We start from the raw sequence: 19,444 nt of genomic DNA, 5'->3' as shown, positions 1-19,444 counted from the left end.
CCGTAATACCTAGTGGTGGCATTTTGCAAGCACTATGGAAGGGGGCGTACGAGCCGGGACCGGGGTGTCCTGCCGACGCCACGCGCGGAGCGGCTACGCCGTCGGGAGGCCGAGGGCGTTGGCCGCGTCGACCTCGAAGTACTCCGTCGTGGCGAAGGCGCCGGCGTGATCCTCGAAGAAGCTCCTGACGCCGTCGATCGAGTCGTGGACGATGACGTTCACCGCCTTGGTCCCGTCGGTGCTCGCCACCCCCAGCGTCCACCTGGCACCCTGGGGAAGCCGGCCGTACGCCTTCTTCAGGGAATCCCAGAAACCGTCGTTGTCGGAGATCGTGGAAACGATCATGACGTGCACCGTGGCACTCTCCTTGCCGGCTCTCGGGCTCACCCGGCAGTTGACGTGCAGATACCGTGCGGCACCGTTCTCGAAGTCGTAGATCGCGACCGTCCGGGGGTCCTCGAGCGGATGGTCCGAAGGCATCAGAAAGTGGGTCTCGCTGATCGGGAGCAGCTCGTGGTCGACCTGCTGTGGTCTGCCGAGGAATTCCGCCTCCATGGGGTCCAGGGTGGACCTGAGGTGGAGCCTTCCGTGCTCGGCCACCACGTCGTAGCGGGTGCCGGGGCGCTCGTAGGAGCCTTCGTACCTGGACGGATCGAGGACCAGGGCCGGGTCGGGCTCCGGCAGGCCGGGGACGGTGCCCGCGCCGAGGCCGGTCAGGATCTCGTCGAACACCTTCCGGTAGAAGCTGTCGCGCGGCCCGGCGTTCGCCAGCATCGACACGGCGATGTTCGATTCCGGCAGGATCCGCAGGCGGGCGCTCTGGCCGATCGTGCTGCCGTCGTGGGCGTAGACGGTCCGGCCGTGCCAGTCGCACACGATGAGGCCGAGTGCCCACTCCGGCCCGAACGTGTACGGGTCGGGTACGGGGACCCGCGACTCCGTCATCTCGCGGATGACGCCGGGCGAGACGATCCCGGTCCCGTTCGGCGCCTTTCCCTCGTTGAGGAACACGTACGCCATCGTGAGCAGTTCCCGGGCCGTCGTGGTGACGTTCCCCCCGGGACCGAAGGAGCGCGGCAGGTGATCCAGCGGTGAGAGGACGGGGCCTTCCTCGAGGGATCGGACCAGGTGCCCGGTCGCGGCCCGGTCCCGGTCGACGTGCTCAGGCCGGGTGCCCGTCGAGGTCAGCCCCAGGGGGGCGAACAGGCGATCCTTCATGATGTCGTCCCACCGCCCGCCGTCGATCACCTCCATGATGCGGGCGAGGATCGCGTATCCCAGGGCCGCGCTGTAGCCATGGGTGCGGCCCAGGGGGTGGACCTGGCTCGCGTCGGCGATGTTCTCCACCATGCGCTCGTACACGTCGTCACCCTCGCCCGGATCCCCGTAGCTCTCCTCGATGCCACCGGTGTGGTTGAGCAGATGGCGGGGGGTGACCCTGGCGCCGACGTCGGGGTCGGCGACCCGGAAACCGGAGAGGTAGGTCCGCACCGGCTCGTCCAGGGAGACCTTCCCCTCGTCGACGAGCTGCATGAAGGCGAGGGCGGTCCACGTCTTGGACACCGAGCCGCACTGGTAGATCGTGCGGGTCGTCGCGGGCTCCCGCGTGGAGACGTTCCTGACGCCGACCGCGAGGTCGGTGATCTCCCCGTTGACGAGGACACCGATCGCGGCACTCGGGATCCGGTACTCCGCGAGCAGCTCGGAGACGCGAGCGCGTATCCGGGCCACGTCCAACGCTTGTGTCATAAGAAGGTCCTCGTCCCGTGCGAATCTTTCTGGGAGAGAAAAGGCTACGTTGCATTTCAAGTACGGTCAACTTTAGACATTCATATATGCGTATTCAAGCTGGTCTTCTGTGGGAATCGTTGCAACGACATTGTTGATGAATGCAATTCACGTCGACCCTTCGTTGCAATGTACTGTTAGTGAACGCACCCGTGGACCCGAGCCAACAGGAGGGCGGGCCGATGCCCGGAGGCAGGCTGACCCACGACGACCGCCGGCAGATCGCGATCTGGCTGGCCGAGGGCCTGGGGTACGCCGAGATCGCCAGGCGGCTGGGCAGGCCCACGTCCACGATCAGCCGCGAGGTGGCGCGCAACAGCACCCCCGGCGGGTACCTGGCCGACCACGCCCAGCGGTCCACCGGGCAGCGCGCCCGCCGCAGACCGGTTCGGGCCACGGAGCCACCGGCCGACGGGCGGCCGGCCGAGTCCGTGCGCGGTTTCACCGAGCAGTTCGCGACGCTGCTGGCCGGGACCGGCCTTCCCCGGATGCCCGCCCGGGTGTTCGTCTGCCTGCTCACCTCCGACTCCGGGAGCCTGACGTCCGCCGAGCTCGTACACCGGCTACGGGTCAGCCCGGCGTCGGTGTCCAAGGCCGTCGGCCACCTCGAGGTGATCGACCTGGTCAGGCGCACCCGGGATTCCGGCCGCCGGGAGCGGTACGTCGTCGACGACGACGTCTGGCTCCGGGCGTTCGAGGCCGACACCGGGGCGCACGCCGAGATCGCGGCGGCCGCGCGACACGGGAGCGAGCTCTTCGGCTCCGGCACGTCCACCGGCACCCGGCTGGACAGGATGGCCCGGTTCTTCGCCTGGATCAGCGAGCAGATGAACGACAGCGGCCTCACCGACGCCGTCGTGCACGACGCGCTGACAGTGCTCGCCGCGCTGGTGTACGCCGCCCGCCCGCTCACCCTGGACGACCTCGCCACGGCACTGGACTGGCCGCTCCGGCGGGCTGCCGACGCCCTGGACGCGATCGGCCGTCGTCCGATCCTCGCCGACCCGCTCACCGTGGAACGGGCCGGGCACGGCGCATACGCCGTCGCCCCGAGACCCGACCGCCTGAGCCCCGCGCAACGCGCCGCCCTGATCGCCGCTCCGGGCTCGGTCCCACGGGCCCGGGAATGACGAAGCCGGACGGACGTCGCGACCGCGATCCCTCCTCGCGTGAGGGTGAAATTTTCACGTTTTAATTCTGTGCGGCCGTGACGGCCGGGGGCGTGACCTCGGACGCGGCGACGGTGCGGGGTGCGGCCGTCCGGGACCCGAGAGCACGTCGTTGACTTCCCCGGTCAAGGCTCCTAGGGTCTGGCCACCACCCACCTCCACCACAGTGACGGGCAATGACATGAAGAGATCGAGGGCGCTCCGACGATTTATGTTAACGTTAACATCGACGCTCGGGGCGGCGGTTCCCGCGGTGGCCGTCGCACAGATGCCGGCCCAGGCGGCGGTGGCCTGCCGGGTGGACTACGCGGTGGCCTCGCAGTGGTCGGGCGGGTTCACCGGTGGCGTCACCGTGCGCAACCTCGGTGACCCGGTCGACGGCTGGCGGCTGACCTGGACCTTCACCGGGGGCCAGCGGATCTCCCAGGCGTGGAACGCCACCGCCACGCAGAGCGGGACGGCGGTGACGGCCGTCGACGCCGGCTACAACGCCGCCCTCCCCTCCGGCGGCAGCACCACGTTCGGCTTCAACGCCTCCTCGGGAACCGCCAACCCCGCCCCGGCCGACTTCGCCCTCAACGGCGTCGCCTGCACCGGAGCCCCGGCCACTCCCACCCCCACCGCGAGCCCGACGGTGAGTCCGACGGCCGGTCCCAGCCCGTCACCGACCCCGACGGGGCCGACGACTCCACCGGCCTCCTACCCCGCTCCCGGCCGCGTCACGGGCGACATCGGCGTGCACGACCCCACGGTGGTCAGGCGACCCGGCGGCGGTTACCTGATGGCCCACACCGGCGACAACGTCGCGCTGAAGACCTCCACCGACCGCGTCACCTGGCGCAACGCCGGAAGCGTCTTCCCCGGCGGCGCCCCCTGGACCACCCCCTACACCGGGGGTGCCCGCAACCTGTGGGCTCCGGACATCTCCTACCACAACGGCCAGTACTACCTGTACTACTCCGCCTCCAGCTTCGGCTCCACCAACTCGGCGATCTTCCTGGCCACCAGCCCCACCGGGGCCTCCGGCTCCTGGACCGACCGGGGAGCGGTCATCTCCACCACCGCCTCCAGCACCTACAACGCGATCGACCCCAACCTGATCGTCGACGGCCAGGGCCGCTGGTGGATGTCCTTCGGCTCCTTCTGGTCCGGCATCAAGCTGATCGAGCTGGACCCGGCCACCGGCAAGCGCCTGAACACCACGATCCGCAGCATCGCCGCCCGCCCCGGCAGCACCGCGATCGAGGCGCCGTTCATCGTCAAGCACGGCGGCTACTACTACCAGTGGGTGTCCTTCGACCGCTGCTGCAACGGCGCCAGCAGCACCTACCGGGTCATGGTCGGCCGCTCCACCAGCGTCACCGGCCCCTACGTCGACCGCAACGGCGTCGCGATGACCTCCGGTGGCGGCACCCAGGTGCTGGCCGGGCACGGCTCGATCCACGGCCCGGGCCACCAGGCCGTCCTCGCCGACACCGACGGCGAGCTGCTGGTCTACCACTACTACGCCGACAACGGCGCCTCCCTTCTCGGTATCAACCGGATCGGCTACGACTCGGCCGGCTGGCCGTTCGTCCACTGACCCCGATCCGTCCGCCGGACACCGACCCGCTCGCGGAACGCCATCACCCGGGAGCGGGACCAGGAAAGACGATCCCCGACGAACCAACGGAACCACCATCTGATTGGGCCAGACATGAGACGTTTCATCCATCTGACACGGAGCCGCGCGGTGATCGGCGGCGCCGTGTGCGCGGTGATCCTGGGAGGGGCCGCCGTCCAGGCGCCCGCCTCCGCGGCGGTGTCCTGCCGCGTCACCTACGAGATCGCCAGCCAGTGGGGTGGCGGCTTCGGCGCAGGCGTGACGATCAACAATCTCGGTGACCCGGTCGACGGCTGGCGGCTGAGCTGGAACTTCACCGGGGGCCAGCAGATCTCCCAGGCGTGGAACGCCACCGCCACGCAGAGCGGGACGGCGGTGACGGCCGTCGACGCCGGCTACAACGCCGCCATCCCCTCCGGCGGCAGCGCCTCCTTCGGGTTCAACGCCTCCTGGAACGGGTCCAACCCCGCCCCGGCCTCCTTCTCCCTCAACGGCACGGTCTGCGACGGCGGCACCGCCTCGCCCACCCCGACGCCCACCCCGACGCCGACGCCCACCGTCTCCCCGACCCCGACCCCGACCCCGACCCCGACCCCGACCCCGACGCCCACACCCACTCCGACGCCCACTCCGACGCCGCCCCCGGCCGACGCCAAGCAGGCCGAGGACCTGGACCGCGGCCTGATCAGCGTGCGCTCCGGATCCGGCAACCTGGTGTCCTGGCGGCTGCTGGGCACCGAGGCCCGCGACACGTCGTTCAACGTGTACCGGGGCGGCACCCGCATCGCGACCGTGACCAACTCCACCAACCACCTGGACCCCGGCGCCGCCGCCGACGCCTCGTACACGGTGCGGGCGGTCAGCGGCGGCGGCGAGGGCCCGGCGTCGCAGACCTCGCTGCGGTTCGGCAACGGCTACCTGGACGTGCCGATCAGCCCGCCGTCCTCCGGCCACCACGCCAGTGACGCCGCCCCCGCCGACCTGGACGGCGACGGCCGCCTGGACATCGTGCTGAAGTGGGAGGCCAACAACTCCAAGGACAACTCCCAGGCCGGCGTCACCGACCCGGTCTACGTCGACGGCGTCAGGCTGGACGGCACCCGGCTGTGGCGGATCAACCTGGGCCGCAACATCCGGGCCGGGGCGCACTACACCCAGTTCCAGGCCTACGACTACGACGGCGACGGCAGGGCCGAGGTCGCGATGAAGACCGCCGACGGCACCGTCGACGGCCGCGGCACCGTGATCGGCAACGCGAGCGCCGACCACCGCAACTCCGACGGCTACGTCCTGGCCGGGCCCGAGTACCTGACCATGTTCAACGGCCAGACCGGCGCCGCGACCTCCACGGTGAACTACGACCCGCCGCGCGGCAACGTCGGCTCCTGGGGCGACACCTACGGCAACCGGGTGGATCGGTTCCTGGCCGGCACCGCCTACCTCGACGGCAACCGCCCCAGCCTGATCATGGCCCGCGGCTACTACACCCGCGCCGTGATCGTGGCCTGGGACTTCCGCAACGGCTCCCTCGTCAAGCGGTGGACCTTCGACTCCAACGCCTCCGGCAACGGCGGCTACGCGGGCCAGGGCAACCACTCCCTGAGCGTGGGCGACGTCGACGCCGACGGCAGGGACGAGATCCTCTACGGCGCCGCCGCCATCGACGACAACGGCCGCGGCCTGTGGAACACCGGCCTGGGCCACGGGGACGCCGCCCATCTGGGCGACCTCAACCCCTCCCGTCCGGGCCTGGAGTACGTGAAGATCTCCGAGTGGGCCGCCAGCCCCGGCCTGTACATGGTCGACGCCCGTACCGGGTCGAGGCTGTGGCAGACCGCCGCCAGCTCGGGTGAGGGCCCCGGGCGCGGGGTGGCCGCCGACATCTACGCGGGCAGCCCCGGCGCCGAGTCCTGGGCCGCGGGCGCCGGCCAGAACGGCCTGCGCAACACCGCGGGCACGGTCGTCGGCCGCCAGCCCTCCTCGGCCAACTTCCTGGCCTGGTGGGACGCCGACTCGGTGCGCGAGCTGCTGGACCAGACCCGGATCGACAAGTACGGCACCGGCGGCGAGACCCGGCTGCTGAGCGCCTCGGGGGTGCACTCCAACAACGGCACCAAGGCCACCCCGTCCCTGTCGGGTGACATCCTCGGCGACTGGCGCGAGGAGGTCATCTGGCCCACCACCGACAACCGGGCCCTGCGGATCTACGCCACGCCGCACCCGACCACCGTGAAGATCCACACGCTGCTGCACGACCCGCAGTACCGGGTCGCGCTGGCCTGGCAGAACACCGCCTACAACCAGCCTCCGCACCCCAGCTTCTTCATCGGCGACGGCATGGCCACCCCGCCCCAGCCCAAGGTCTACCTCCGATAAGACCCGGCGCCGGCGGATCCGGGCCTGGTCTCCCGGCGCTTCCCGGCGGGCGTCCCCTCCTGGTGGGAGGGGGCGCCCGAAGCGCGCGCCCGGTCCGGTCTCCCGGGGCCGGGCGCGCGCGTGTCACGGGGTCACGCGTACAGGAAGTAGTAGCGGTACCGCCCCTCCCACTCGCAGGAGTAGTCGTCCCACCAGCCCTGGTCGGTGCCGCGGGTCCCGACCCGCTCGCACTCGGAGTGCTCCCTGAAGACGCCGGCCAACGTCTCGGCGTGCGCGGGGGTGGCGCCGATCGTCAGTGTCGCTCCGAGGACCACGGCGGCCGAGACGAGAACAGCGCGGGTCTTTCGCATTCGTCCTCCTGTGAGTGGGGAGATCATGAAAGTGGACATTATCACTCACTGCCAGCCAGAAAGATTGTCAGGTCCCGATCGGCCGAGGTGAGGAGATGAAACTTTCATCGGTGTCGCCGGGGCGGTGGGTGTTTCACAGGCATTCACCGGTGGTAAAGACGGTGCGTGGCCTTCCGGAGTGATGTTCCGGACGCTGTCCAATTCCATGCACGGCGTTCTTGAAATGCCTTGCAGGTGCGTATCCGGCCACCTGTGCATGCCATGGATGATCTGTGCTTCTTCACGCTGTATGACGGGTAAAGTACGGTTCGTACCGGGGTTTCTGGTCGGCCAAAACGATATGAAGAAACCTTTGACCGCCGTCATCCGGGTGTCATATCGTCGCCCCGCCCATATCGATGTAAGTCGCGACACTCGAGCAGGACGTTGTTCTCGCAGGCGCTACGGTCGGCGTACCGATCACGGCTGTCCCGGCACAGGAGAAGACACGGACGGTCACCGGGGAAGCGGCGATCATCCGACCGGAGTCGCCCCATGCAAGCTCGAATCCGTATGGCCATGACCGCCGTCATGGCGGTGACCATGCTGGCAGCCACCGGCGTGTCGACGGCCCTGGCGCCGCCGGCCCACGCCCAGGTGGTCGCCGACATCGCCTACGCACCCGCGCAACCGGCCGGGAGCAGGGGACACCTGCTGGACCTGCACCTGCCCTCCACCGGCATCACGCCCCGACCACTGATCATCTGGCACACCGGCTCGGCGTGGACGAGCGACGACGGCAAGGCCGGGGCGGACGCGATCGCGGCGATCTTCAACCCCCTGGGCTTCGCCGTGGCCGGCGTCAGCGTCCGGTCCAGTGCCCAGGCGATCTTCCCGGCCCAGGTGCACGACATGAAGGCGGCCATCCGCTGGCTGCGCGCGAACGCCGCCACCTACCAGCTCGACCCCAACCGTTTCGCGATCATGGGCGACTCGTCGGGAGGCTGGCTCACGGAGATGGCCACCCTGTCCGGCGGCGTGGCGGCGATGGAGGGAACCGTCGGCACGACCGGCGTCTCCAGCGCCGTGCAGGTGGGGCTCGCCTTCTACAGCCCGACCGACTTCCTGCAGATGAACGCGCAGAACCTGCCGACCGGCGGGCTCGACCACAACTCGCCCGCCTCACCGGAGTCCCTCCTGGTCGGCTGCCCGATCCAGACCTGCCCGGCCGCGGTGGCCCAGGCCAACCCGATGACCTACGCCGACGCGAACGACCCGCCGCTGATGTTCCTGCACGGCCAGGCCGACTTCCTGGTGCCGCACGGGCAGAGCGTCCTGCTCTACAACAGGATCAAGGCCCAGTGCGGTGACGCCACGTTCGTCTCGGTGCCCGCCGCGGACCACATGATGCCCCAGATCATGGACCCCGCCCAGCACGGCCTGCAGACCGTCCGCACCACCACCGACTGCGGCGAGACCGTCTCCACCGGGACGTTCAACCCGACCTGGGCCAACTTCACGACCTTCCTGCGCAGCGGGCTCAAGATGGGCAACGCCTGCGAGGTCACCTACAGCACCGGCGTCTGGACCGGCGCCTTCAACGGCAGCGTGACGATCAGGAACACCGGCACGACCCCCGTCGACCGCTGGGTCCTGACGTGGACCTGGCCGGGCAACCAGCAGGTCACCAGCGGCTGGAACGCCACGGTGACCCAGACCGGCACCCAGGTGACCGCCCGCGACGCCGGCCACAACTCCTACATCGGCCCCGGCTCCAGCCAGAGCTTCGGCTTCTCGGCGACCGCCACCGGGACGAACGGTATTCCGGCCCAGTTCAAACTCAACAACATCGTCTGCACGAGAGTGCCCTGACGCCGACGCGCCGGGCCGTCGCCGAATGGCGGCGGCCCGGCGCCGTTCTCACATCGTCCTGACTCCTCGTCATTACATTTCCAGAAACCACGGCGTGGAGCGGAAAGACGCATTTCCGGGGCGACACGTTCCGTTGAATTCCGACCACGGAATGTCACCGACCGGATTGCCCGCGTTTATATTGCTTTCCCCGACGGGCCGCCCCTATTCTTGCCCGTGGCGGCTCGCCGGACTATTTCCCGTTGCTTTCATGCCCGGCCGGGGGTCGCCTGATATCCCGGCGCCCGAAATGAATCGGATGAGCCGACTTCCGCTGCCCGAGGGCGTTGCCCGGGATCGTCGATGAGTGAGGGGACGCGTGCGTACATCCAACATGTTCGTCAGGAGTCTCGGCGTATATGTGCCTGACAGTGTGAGCGTCGAGCAGGCGGTCCGCGAGGGCTGGTACCCGGCCGAGGAGGTCGAGAGGTACCGGCAGATCGGCGCGGCGGTGGCCGGCGACATGCCCGCGCCCGAGATGGCGCGGCTCGCCGTCCTGGACGCGTACGACCGCTGGGGGGAGTCCTCCCCGAAGGAGCTCGACCTTCTGCTCTACCCGTCGGTCTGGCACCAGGGCCCGAACGGCTGGCAGCCCCAGCACTACCTGCAGATGCACCTGCTCGGCGGGAACGTTCCGGCGTTCGAGATCCGGAGCGGCTGCGTGGGGATGATCAGCTCGCTGGAGCTGGCGGCGAGCTACCTGCAGGCCGACGCCGGCCGGGAGACGGCCATGGTCGTCTCCTCGGACAACCACGGCACCCCGCTGGTGGACCGCTGGCGGATGACCCCCGGGGCGCTGATCGGCGACGCCGCGGCCGCGCTCCTGCTCGGCAAGGGGTACGGCATGGCCGAGCTGCTGTCGGTGAACGCGACGGTGATCCCGGAGGCCGACGCGGTCAACGACGGCGGCTACCCCCTCTTCCCCCCGGACGCCACCGTCGGCAGGGGGCTGAGCTTCGGCGATCGGCACGAGGAGTTCCGCCAGCGGCTGCTCAAGGCCCAGGGGACCGGGATCCACCTGACGATCCAGAAGACGATGATGCAGCAGGTCGAACGGACCCTCGACGAGGCCGGGATCGAGCTCTCCGACATCACGAAGGTGGCCCTGCCGCACGGCCGCCGCGAGGACCTGGACGGGCAGATGTCCTGGCTGGGCATCGACGAGGACCAGACGACCTGGGACTACGGCAGGCGCGTGGGCCACTGCGGCGCGGTGGACCAGTTCATCGCCTTCGAGCACCTGATCGCGACCGGCGGGCTCGTGGCCGGCGACCACCTGCTCATGGTCGGGTTCGGCTCCGGCACGTCCGTCGCCGCGGCGGCGTTCAGGATCCTGGACACCTCGCCCGTCACGGCGGGGGCACGCGCATGACCGGGCTCACCCGCACGACCGGGCTCTCCCAGCGGCTGGTCGGCTTCATCCAGGACAACCTCGTCCAGGACGGCGACGACATCACCGTCGACGAGACGACCCCGCTCCTGGTGTCGGGCCTGCTGGACTCGTTGCGGACGGCACGGCTGCTGAACTTCCTCCGCAAGGACGTCGGCGTCCCGATCCCCGCCGCGAAGCTCGACCCCGAGAACTTCCGGGACGTCGTGACCATCGTGGCGATGGTCGAAGAACTCGAATCCGTCTAGCCGGGGCGAGGACGAAGCATGCGGTACGCGGACACGTACATCGCCGGGGTGGGGGCCTTCGTCCCCCGGACCGTCGTCAGCGTCGAGAAGGCCGTCGCCAAGGGCTGGTACCCGGCCGAGGAGGCCGAGCTGCACAACCTGGGCGGGGCGGTCGTGGCCGGTGACGTACCGGCTCCGGAGATGGCCCTGCACGCGGCGCGGATCGCGCTCAAGCGCAGCGGGCGGGCGCCCGCCGACCTGGATCTCCTGCTGTACGCCTCGACGTGGCACCAGGGACCGGACGGCTGGCCCCCGCACTCCTACCTGCAGCGCCGGCTCGTCGGCGGGGACGTCCTGGCCACCGAGATCCGCCAGGGCTGCAACGGGATGTTCATCGCCCTGGAACTCGCGGCCGGTCACCTGAGCGCCGTCCCCGGACGGCAGGCCGCCCTGCTGGTCTCCTCCGACAACTACGGCACCCCGCTGATGGACCGGTGGCGGATGGGCCCCGGCTACATCGGCGGGGACGCCGCCGCGGCGCTCGTGCTCACCAGGCGGCCGGGGTTCGCGCGCCTGATGTCGGTCTGCACGACGACGGTGGCCGAGGCCGAGGAACTGCACCGGGGTAGCGAACCCCTGTTCCCCCCGGGCGTCACGGTCGGGCGGAAGATGAGCTTCGCGGCCAGGAACGAGCAGTTCCGGCAGCAGGTCATGCCCAGGGGCGAGGCCACCGCGGCGCTGTTTCACATCCAGCGGGCGCTGATGGAGGTCGTCGAACGCGCGCTGGACGAGAGCGGGATCAAGGCCGGCGACCTCACCCGGGTGGCGTTCATGAACTACTCCGAGGAGATCGTCGAGCAGCGGTGCATGGCCATGCTCGACCTGCCCATGTCCCGCTCCACCTGGGACTACGGCCGCACCATCGGCCACTGCGGGGCCGGCGACCAGGTCCTCTCCCTCGACCACCTGCTCGCGACCGGGCAGCTGGGTCCCGGCGACCACATGCTGATGCTCGGCACCGGGCCGGGAGTGACCGTCTCCAGCGCCGTCATCAAGATCATCGACAGTCCTCAGTGGGCCTGAACCGAAGGGAAAGAACGCAGATGGCCGACAGTCCGCACGGAGTCCGGGTGGAACCAGTGGCGGTGGTCGGGATCGGATGCCGCCTTCCCGGTGACGTCCGCTCACCGGACGAGTTCTGGGACCTGCTGCGCGCCGGCCGGAACACGACCGGGCCGCTGCCCGCCGAACGCTGGCGCCGGTACGAGAACCGCGGTCCCGAACACGCCGCCGCGCTGCGCGACGCCGTACGTCACGGCAGCTTCCTGAGCGACATCGAGGGCTTCGACGCGGAGTTCTTCGGCCTGTCGCCCCGCGAGGCCGAGCTGATGGACCCGCAGCAGCGGATCCTGATGGAGACTGCGTGGGAGGCCCTGGAGAACGCCGGCCTGCCGCCGCACGAACTGGCCGGCACCGACGCCGGGGTGTTCATGGGGGTCTGCACCGCCGACTACGGGGGCCGTCTCCTGGAGGACCTGCCCCAGATCGAGGCGTGGACCGGGATCGGCGCCGCGACCTGCGCCGTCGCCAATCGCATCTCCTACTCCCTGGACCTGCGCGGCCCCAGCATGGCGATCGACACCGCCTGCTCGGCGTCGCTGGTCGCGCTGCACCTGGCCGCGCAGAGCCTGCGGCTCGGCGAGAGCGACGTCGCCCTCGCCGGCGGCGTCAACCTGCTGGTCACCCCGGGCCAGACCCTCACGCTCGGCACGGCCGGAGCCCTGGCCCCCGACGGGCGGTCCAAGTCGTTCGACGCGTCGGCCGACGGCTACGGACGCGGCGAGGGCTGCGGCGTGATCGTGCTCAAGCGGCTGTCCGACGCGGAACGCGACGGCGACCGGATCCTCGCGCTCGTCGTCGGCAGCGCCGTCAACCAGGACGGGCACACCAACGGCATCATGGCGCCGTGCGGGAAGGCCCAGGAACACGTGATGGCCCGGGCCTGCCGGCAGGCGGGTGTCGCGCCGTCCACCGTCGACTACATCGAGGCGCACGGCACCGGGACCCGGCTCGGCGACCCGCTGGAGGCGGGCGCGCTGTCCTCGGTGTACGGCGCGGGGCGGCCCGCAGACGACCCGTGCCTCATCGGCTCGGTCAAGTCCAACATCGGCCACCTCGAAGGCGCCGCCGGCATCACCGGCGTCATCAAGGCGGTCCTCGCCCTCCACCGCGGGGAGATCCCCCCGAGCGTGCTGACCGCCCTGAACCCGGCCGTGCAGTGGGAGACCTCGGGCCTGCGCGTGGTGACCGAGCGGTCGGACTGGCCGCAGCGCGACCACCCCCGCCGGGCGGGCGTCTCCAGCTTCGGCTACGGCGGCACGGTCGCGCACATCGTGCTCGAACAGGCGCCCCCGGCCCCGGAGGCGGCCCGGAAGACGCCCCGCGACGAGGCGGCGGGGGAGCGGCTGTTCCCGCTGTCGGCCGCCTCCGAGCAGGCGCTGCGGCAGTACGCGGGCACGCTCGCCGACCGCCTCGGCGACGGGCTCGACCCGGCGTCGGCGGGACACACGCTGGCGCTGCGGCGCACCCACCTGGCCCGTCGCGCCGTCGTGCTCGCGGCGGACGCGGGCGAGCTCGCGGCCGGTCTGCGCAGGCTCGCCGACGACGCGCCGGCCGAGAACGTCCTGCTCGGCGACGTGCTGCCCGACGCCGGTCCCGGACCGGTCTGGGTCTTCTCCGGACAGGGCTGCCAGTGGCGCGGGATGGGCCGGGAACTGCTCGCCGTACCGGAGTTCGCGTCCCTGGTCGACGAGGTGGAGCCGATCTTCGCCGAGGAGATCGGCTTCTCTCCCCGGCAGGTCCTCGCCGACGGCGACCTCGACACCATCGACCGCGTGCAGACCATGATCTTCGTGATGCAGCTGGGCCTCGCCAGGCTCTGGAACGCGTACGGGGTCGCCCCGAAGGCCGTCATCGGCCACTCCGTCGGCGAGATCGCGGCGGCCGTGACGGCCGGCGCGATGACCGTCGCCGACGGCGCCCGCCTGATCTGCCGCCGCTCCCGGCTGCTGCGCCGGGCCGAGGGCAAGGGCGCCATGGTGATGGTCGACCTGTCCTTCGAGGAGGCGGCGCACCGGCTGGCCGGACGCGACGACCTGGTGGCCGCGATCGCGTCGGCCCCCGGCTCCACCGTGCTGTCCGGCGACGTCGCCGCGGTCGAGCAGGTGCTGGACGAGTGGCCGGTCGAGGGCATCGTGGTGCGGCGGGTGGCCTCCGACGTCGCCTTCCACAGCCCGCACATGGACCCCCTGGCCGTCGACCTGGCAGCAGCCGTCGCCGACCTGGAGTTCGGGGCGCCCCGCATCCCCATGTACACGACCGCGCTGGCCGACCCCCGGTCGGCGCCCGTCCTGGACGGCGCGTACTGGGCGGCCAACCTCCGCGACCCCGTGCGGCTGGTCGCGGCGACGACGGCCGCGGCGCAGGACGGCCACCGCGTGTTCCTGGAGATCTCCCCCCACCCCGTGGTCGCGCACTCGGTGACCGAGACGCTCTCGGAGAACGGGTACGAGGACGTGTTCGTCGGCACGTCGCTGCGCCGCAACCAGCCGGAGCGGCAGGCCCTCCTCGTCGCACTGGGCACGGCGCACTGCCACGGCGTCGACGTGGACTGGAGCCGGCTGCAGCCGTCCGGCACCCTGGCCGACCTGCCGCCGTACGCCTGGCAGCACCGCCGTCACTGGCGCGACTCCTACGCCGGGGACGACAACCGCGGGCACGACGTGGACTCCCACACCCTGCTCGGAGCCGGGACCGCCCTGGCCGGGAGCCGGACCCGGGTGTGGCGGACCAGCGTGGAGGACGCCGACCGGCCCTACCCGGGCAGCCACACCCTCAACGGGGTCGAGATCGTGCCCGCCGCCGTGCTGGTCAACACGTTCCTGCACGCGGCCGAGGACGAGGACGTCACGCTCACCGACGTGGAGATGATGCATCCGCTGATGACCGCGGAACGCAGGCAGGTCCAGGTCGTGCACGAGCCTCCGGTGCTGCGGCTCGCGGCCCGCACCCCGGCCGGCCCGGACGAGCCCGAACCCGCCTGGCTGGTGCACGTCACCGCGGACGTGGCCGCTCCGGGCCAGCCGAAGCCCGACGTGCTGCCGGACGACGGCTCCCTCGTCCCGGTCGACCCCGGGTTCGTGCACGGTCGGCTGGCCGCCGTCGGCGTGCCCTCGACGGGCTTCGACTGGACGATCGAGACGCTGCTCGGCGCGGACGGCGCGCTGCGGGCCACGGTCCGCACCGGGGACCCCGGCAGCTGGGCACCGGCGCTGGACGCGGCGATGTCCGTGGCGCCCTGCGTGTTCCCCGGCGACCCGGTGCTGCGCATGGTCGTGCACATCGACGAGGTGGTGCTGACCGGCACCCCGCCCTCGACGTTGATCATCGACGCGGCCGTGGACCCGGCCGCCGACGACACCGTCCGGGCACTCCTGGCCGACACGGACGGCCGGGTGGTGGGACACCTGGCGGGGCTGCGCTATCCGGTGATCGACGCGCCCGCCCCGGCCGAGGAGGATCTCCGGGGGGCCGCGGAGTCGTTCGCCGGGGTGGCGCCCGAGGACCTGCGCGAGCGCGTCCTGCCCGAGATCCGCGCGGAGATCGCGGCCGTGATGAGGCTGGCCCCCGAGGACCTGGCGATCCGGCGTCCCCTGGTCGAGCAGGGGCTGGACTCGGTGATGACCGTCATGGTCCGGCGGCGCCTGGAGAAGCGCTTCGGCCGGCGTCTCCCCGCGACCCTGCTGTGGCAGCAGCCCACCATCTCCGCGATCGCGGACCACCTGGCCGGGCTGCTCGCGGCTCCCAGGCCGGACGCGGTGGCGGAGAGCGTTCCCGAGAGCATGCCCGCGATCGGGGGCTGAGGCCGCGCCGGGCGGCCCGGGGGAGGATCTCCCCGGGCCGCCCGGCGTGCTCTCCGGGGACGTGACGCCGGTTCCGCGCCCGCCGCCCGCCGGGTGTGGCGGCGGTGTAGAGGTATGCGGCAGGTAGCGTGCAGACCGTCGTGCGGACGGGACATCGTCCCTAACGTCGCATGACATGCAGACAGTGGATGTACTGGTCGTGGGAGCGGGCCTGGCCGGCCTGCACACGGCCCGCCTGCTCGCCCGGCGGGGACTGGACGTGACGGTGGTCGAGCGCCGCAGGTCGCTGTCGGCGGGCATCCGCACGACAGGGATCTTCGTGCGCCGGACCCTCGACGACTTCGACCTGCCGGACCACCTGCTGGGGCCCGGGGTGCGGGACGTGCTGCTGTACCCGCCGTCGCGCCGGGCACCGGTCCGGCTCACCAGCGACCGGGACGAGTACCGCGTGGCCGACATGGCGGCCGTCTACCAGCACGCGCGCCGCGCGGCGGAGTCGGCCGGGGCCCGGGTCCTGCCGGGCGTACGGTACGTCGGCGTGTCCGCGGGCGTCGTGCGGTTCGCGGACGCGGAACCGATGAGGGCACGGTTCGTCGTCGGCGCGGACGGCGCCCGCTCCCGGGTGGCCCGGGACCTCGGCCTCGACGTCAACCGGCGCCTCCTCGTCGGCGCCGAGATCCTCTACCCGGTCGCGCCTGGCACCACCGTCCCGGCGTTCCACTGCGTGCTGGACCCCCGGATCGCCCCGGGGTACCTGGGATGGGTCATCGACGACGGCCGGCACGCGCACGTCGGCGTCGCGGGGTACCCGGACGCGATGCGCACCGGCGTCCGCCACCTGCTGGACGCCTTCGCCGCGGACGCGCCCGGCGGCGCACCGCCGGCCGGGCCGGTCGAGCGCCGGGGCGGTCCGATCCCGGTCGGCGGCGTGCTGCGACGGCTGGCGTGCCCCTCCGGGCTGCTCGTCGGGGACGCCGCCGGCGCGGTGTCGCCGCTGACGGCCGGTGGGCTGGACCCCTGCCTGCGCATGTCCGAACTGGCCGCGGCGGTCACCGCCGAGTACCTGCGCACCGGCGACCGGCGCGTGCTGAGCCGGTACGACGGGGACGCGCTGCGGGCCCGGTTCCGGGGCCGGCTGCTGCTGCGCCGCGCGTTCGCCGGGATCCGGTCCCCGGCTGTGGCGGAGGCGGCGGTGACCGTGCTGCGCGGCCGTGCCGGTCGTGCCGGTCGTGCCTTGGCGGCGCGGATCCTGTTCGGCGACGGCTCGTTCCCCGACGTCGGCCCACGGCCCGCGGCCGGAGCGCCGCGCGTCTCCCGCCGGTGAGCCGGTGGAACCGGCCCGTGACGGCGGTCCGCTACGCCTGGCGGCGGTACCTGCCGGGTGCGGTGCCGTACCGGCGCTTGAACGCGCCGGCGAAGGCGAACTCGGAGCCGTAGCCGACCTCGCCGGCGATGGTGCTCAGGGGCGCGTCGGTCTGCCGGAGAAGCCGCGCGGCGGTGGTCATGCGCCACCACGTGAGATAGGTCAGCGGCGGCTGGCCGAGGAGGGCGGTGAAGCGACGGGCGAACGGGGCGCGTGACAGCCGGGCCTCGGTGGCGAGGTCGGCGACGGTCCACGACCGTGCGGGATCGCGATGCATGGCCTGCAGCGCCGCGGCGATGGAGGGATCGTTGAGCGCCGCGGCCCAGCCGGTGGCGCGGAGCGCGGAACGCTGGTCGAACCAGTCGCGCAGGATGTACAGCAGGAGCGTGTCGAGCAGCGCCGGGATGAGCGCGTCGGTGCCGAGGCGGGGGCGTGTCAGTTCGGAGGTGAGCAGGTCGACGGCGGCCCGGAGCTCAGGGTGGCGCCCGAGGTGCGCGGGGATGTGGACAAGTTCCGGCAGGTCGTGCAGCAGCGGGTGGACGAGGACAGGGTCGAGCTCGTAGGCGCCGCAGAGGATCACCGCGACCGGGCCACCGGCCTCGGAAGGGGCGCCGACGGTGTCGACGGCGTACCGCTGCAGGAGGGCGGGCTCGTCCGGGCGGCACGCGGGCCCGGCGGGCCGGGTGGTCGGGGCGTCGGCCAGGGTGTGGCCCCGGCCGTGGGGCCGGAACACGACGTCCCCGGCGGCCAGGGGCAGCGGGTCGGCGTCCGGAGGGAGGAGCCAGCACGGTCCCCGGAGGATCACGTGGAAGCCCACGGCGCCGGGAACGGGCGCGAACCGCTGCGCCCAGGGGCCGTGCCAGGTGACCTGTACCGAACGGGGCCTGCCGGTTCGCATGACCGCGAGCACGTCACTCAGCACGTCCATTCTCATAGTCTACGTCTGAGAGACGACGACGTATGAAATCAGGATTCCCGAGCATTCAGCGTCCTCTGTTTCGTCCGTAGGTTGAGCACATGAAAGCCATGCGAATCCACCGGTACGGTGACGCGTCGGTCATCCGTCGCGACGACGTCCCCCGGCCGGTACCGAGCGGCGGCGAGGTCCTCCTCCGCGTCGCCGCGACATCGTTCAATCCGTCCGAGGCCGGATTGCGCCGCGGTCTGCTGCGCTCGGTGTTCCCGCTCGCCCTGCCCTACACGCTCGGCAGTGACGTCGCCGGGGTCGTCGAGGAGGTCGGTGAGGGCGTGTCCGCCCTCACCGTCGGAGACCGGGTCGTCGGCCGGCTCGACGGTGGCGCGGCGGCCGAGTACGTGACCGCCGCGGCCGAGGCCCTGGTGGCGGCGCCCACCACCGTCCCGCTGGCGCACGCCGCCGCCATGCCGATCGCCGGGGTCACCGCGTGGCAGGCGGTGTTCGAGCACGCGGACCTCGGTCCGGGACAACGGGTGCTGGTCATCGGCGCGGGCGCCATCGGCAGGTTCGCCATCCAGCTCGCCAGGTACGCCGGGGCGTACGTCGTCGCCACCGCGGGCCCGCGCAGCGCCGAGGTGGTCCGGCGGCTGGGAGCCGACCGGATCGTCGACTACACCGTGACGCCCGTCACCGGCGCCCTGGACGAGCCGGTCGACGCGCTGCTCAACTTCGCCGTGATCGACCCCTCCCGGGTCGCGGAGCTGGCGCCCCTGGTCCGGCCGGGCGGTGTGCTGGTGTCGGCCACGGTCGAGGTCGGGCACCTGGCGGGACCGCGGCTCAGAGCGGTGCGCTTCGTGGTCCGCAACGACACCGATCACCTCGCCGCCCTGGTGAAGCTGGTCGACGCCGGCGCGGTGAGCGTCGGCGTCGAGGCGTCCCGTCCGCTCGCCGAGCTCGCCTCGGTGCACCGCGATGCCGAGGCCGGGCGGCTTCCCGGAAAAACGATCATCGTCCCGGAAGGGAGCCCCGCATGACGGGCACCGCCTCCGTCGCCGTGGCCCCGCGGCTCCGCCGTGGTGCTCTCGCCGTCGCGGGCGCCGTCCTGTCCACGGTGCTGGTGTGGGCCGCGGCTCACGCCCTGGGCGTCGAACTCCGCGTCGATCCCCGCAACGGCCGGCCACCGGGGGTCATCGACCTGCCGTTCGCCGCCATGGTGACGCTCGCCGTCTCCCTGCTCGGATGGGGTGCCCGCGCGCTGCTGCAGCGGGTCACCCGCCGAGCGCCGGCCGTTTGGACGGTGCTGGCCCTCACCGTCCTGATCGTGTCGTTCCTGCCGGTGTTCATGGTCGGAGCCACCGGTGCGACCCGGGTGACCCTGGCCGCGATGCACCTCGCCGTGGCCGCCGTGCTCGTCCCGGTGTTCGGCCGCCGGACATCGTGACGCCCTCTT

14 protein-coding genes are annotated in these 19,444 nt (G+C 71.8%); 11 read left to right on the top strand and 3 right to left on the bottom strand.

Features of this window, described 5'->3' with window-relative positions; genetic code table 11:
- Nucleotides 1-93: 93 nt before the first annotated feature.
- Complete coding sequence (locus ABD832_RS24210) at nt 94-1,749, bottom strand: serine hydrolase domain-containing protein (RefSeq protein WP_344899241.1); 1,656 nt, start codon at nt 1,747-1,749, stop codon at nt 94-96.
- Between the two features lie 221 nt (nt 1,750-1,970).
- Between ABD832_RS24210 and ABD832_RS24205 the strand changes: the two genes are divergently transcribed.
- The 3 genes from ABD832_RS24205 to ABD832_RS24195 all read left to right on the top strand — a co-directional run bounded on the left by ABD832_RS24205 (nt 1,971) and on the right by ABD832_RS24195 (nt 6,936).
- Nucleotides 1,971-2,918, top strand: a complete 948-nt coding sequence (locus tag ABD832_RS24205; RefSeq protein ID WP_425582642.1) for a GbsR/MarR family transcriptional regulator — start codon at nt 1,971-1,973, stop codon at nt 2,916-2,918.
- Between the two features lie 292 nt (nt 2,919-3,210).
- Nucleotides 3,211-4,539, top strand: a complete 1,329-nt coding sequence (locus tag ABD832_RS24200) for a family 43 glycosylhydrolase (protein ID WP_344899237.1) — start codon at nt 3,211-3,213, stop codon at nt 4,537-4,539.
- Between the two features lie 114 nt (nt 4,540-4,653).
- Nucleotides 4,654-6,936 carry a rhamnogalacturonan lyase family protein gene (locus tag ABD832_RS24195; protein ID WP_344899235.1) on the top strand — a complete coding sequence of 761 codons (2,283 nt, stop codon included), beginning with the start codon at nt 4,654-4,656 and terminating at the stop codon, nt 6,934-6,936.
- A 131-nt stretch (nt 6,937-7,067) separates the two neighbouring features.
- On the opposite strand, the gene ABD832_RS24190 is transcribed toward ABD832_RS24195, so the two are convergent.
- Nucleotides 7,068-7,286, bottom strand: a complete 219-nt coding sequence (locus ABD832_RS24190; protein WP_344899233.1) for a hypothetical protein — start codon at nt 7,284-7,286, stop codon at nt 7,068-7,070.
- A 534-nt stretch (nt 7,287-7,820) separates the two neighbouring features.
- Between ABD832_RS24190 and ABD832_RS24185 the strand changes: the two genes are divergently transcribed.
- From ABD832_RS24185 to ABD832_RS24160, 6 genes are all read left to right on the top strand, one after another.
- A complete protein-coding gene (locus ABD832_RS24185; protein WP_344899231.1) occupies nt 7,821-9,137 on the top strand; it encodes a cellulose binding domain-containing protein in 1,317 nt (438 codons plus the stop codon).
- 400 nt (nt 9,138-9,537) lie between these two features.
- A complete protein-coding gene (locus ABD832_RS24180; protein WP_344899229.1) occupies nt 9,538-10,548 on the top strand; it encodes a ketoacyl-ACP synthase III family protein in 1,011 nt (336 codons plus the stop codon).
- Nucleotides 10,545-10,814: an acyl carrier protein gene (locus tag ABD832_RS24175; RefSeq protein ID WP_344899227.1), complete on the top strand. Its 270-nt coding sequence runs from the start codon at nt 10,545-10,547 to the stop codon at nt 10,812-10,814. Before ABD832_RS24180 ends, ABD832_RS24175 begins: the two co-directional genes overlap by 4 nt.
- Nucleotides 10,815-10,832: 18 nt before the next feature.
- Nucleotides 10,833-11,876, top strand: coding sequence for a ketoacyl-ACP synthase III family protein (locus tag ABD832_RS24170; RefSeq protein WP_344899225.1), 1,044 nt, complete (start codon nt 10,833-10,835; stop codon nt 11,874-11,876).
- Between the two features lie 47 nt (nt 11,877-11,923).
- Entirely contained in the window at nt 11,924-15,715 is a 3,792-nt protein-coding gene (locus ABD832_RS24165; protein WP_344899223.1) for a type I polyketide synthase, read from the top strand.
- A gap of 175 nt (nt 15,716-15,890) precedes the next feature.
- A complete protein-coding gene (locus tag ABD832_RS24160; RefSeq protein ID WP_344899221.1) occupies nt 15,891-17,039 on the top strand; it encodes an NAD(P)/FAD-dependent oxidoreductase in 1,149 nt (382 codons plus the stop codon).
- A 31-nt stretch (nt 17,040-17,070) separates the two neighbouring features.
- Here ABD832_RS24160 and ABD832_RS24155 read toward each other — a convergent pair whose 3' ends face one another.
- Nucleotides 17,071-18,006: an AraC family transcriptional regulator gene (locus ABD832_RS24155; RefSeq protein ID WP_344899219.1), complete on the bottom strand. Its 936-nt coding sequence runs from the start codon at nt 18,004-18,006 to the stop codon at nt 17,071-17,073.
- 89 nt (nt 18,007-18,095) lie between these two features.
- Between ABD832_RS24155 and ABD832_RS24150 the strand changes: the two genes are divergently transcribed.
- Both ABD832_RS24150 and ABD832_RS24145 read left to right on the top strand, forming a co-directional pair.
- Complete coding sequence (locus ABD832_RS24150) at nt 18,096-19,028, top strand: NADP-dependent oxidoreductase (RefSeq protein ID WP_344899217.1); 933 nt, start codon at nt 18,096-18,098, stop codon at nt 19,026-19,028.
- On the top strand, nt 19,025-19,435 hold the full coding sequence (locus ABD832_RS24145; RefSeq protein ID WP_344899215.1) for a DUF6069 family protein: 411 nt from the start codon (nt 19,025-19,027) through the stop codon (nt 19,433-19,435). Before ABD832_RS24150 ends, ABD832_RS24145 begins: the two co-directional genes overlap by 4 nt.
- The last annotated feature ends 9 nt before the right edge of the window (nt 19,436-19,444 follow it).

Source organism: Streptosporangium longisporum (assembly GCF_039534895.1).
Lineage (GTDB): Bacteria > Actinomycetota > Actinomycetes > Streptosporangiales > Streptosporangiaceae > Streptosporangium > Streptosporangium longisporum.
The sequence above is the reverse complement of the archived record's forward strand: the minus strand, read 5'-3'. Positions and strand labels throughout refer to the sequence as shown.

Bases quoted from the DNA above. Each gene is read 5' to 3' on its own strand.
- ABD832_RS24170 (WP_344899225.1), top strand. From the start codon at position 10,833: ATGCGGTACGCGGACACGTACATCGCCGGGGTGGGGGCCTTCGTCCCC.
- ABD832_RS24155 (WP_344899219.1), bottom strand. From the start codon at position 18,006: ATGGACGTGCTGAGTGACGTGCTCGCGGTCATGCGAACCGGCAGGCCC.
- ABD832_RS24195 (WP_344899235.1), top strand. From the start codon at position 4,654: ATGAGACGTTTCATCCATCTGACACGGAGCCGCGCGGTGATCGGCGGC.
- ABD832_RS24145 (WP_344899215.1), top strand. From the start codon at position 19,025: ATGACGGGCACCGCCTCCGTCGCCGTGGCCCCGCGGCTCCGCCGTGGT.
- ABD832_RS24190 (WP_344899233.1), bottom strand. From the start codon at position 7,286: ATGCGAAAGACCCGCGCTGTTCTCGTCTCGGCCGCCGTGGTCCTCGGA.
- ABD832_RS24210 (WP_344899241.1), bottom strand. From the start codon at position 1,749: ATGACACAAGCGTTGGACGTGGCCCGGATACGCGCTCGCGTCTCCGAG.
- ABD832_RS24185 (WP_344899231.1), top strand. From the start codon at position 7,821: ATGCAAGCTCGAATCCGTATGGCCATGACCGCCGTCATGGCGGTGACC.
- ABD832_RS24175 (WP_344899227.1), top strand. From the start codon at position 10,545: ATGACCGGGCTCACCCGCACGACCGGGCTCTCCCAGCGGCTGGTCGGC.
- ABD832_RS24205 (WP_425582642.1), top strand. From the start codon at position 1,971: ATGCCCGGAGGCAGGCTGACCCACGACGACCGCCGGCAGATCGCGATC.
- ABD832_RS24150 (WP_344899217.1), top strand. From the start codon at position 18,096: ATGAAAGCCATGCGAATCCACCGGTACGGTGACGCGTCGGTCATCCGT.
- ABD832_RS24160 (WP_344899221.1), top strand. From the start codon at position 15,891: ATGCAGACAGTGGATGTACTGGTCGTGGGAGCGGGCCTGGCCGGCCTG.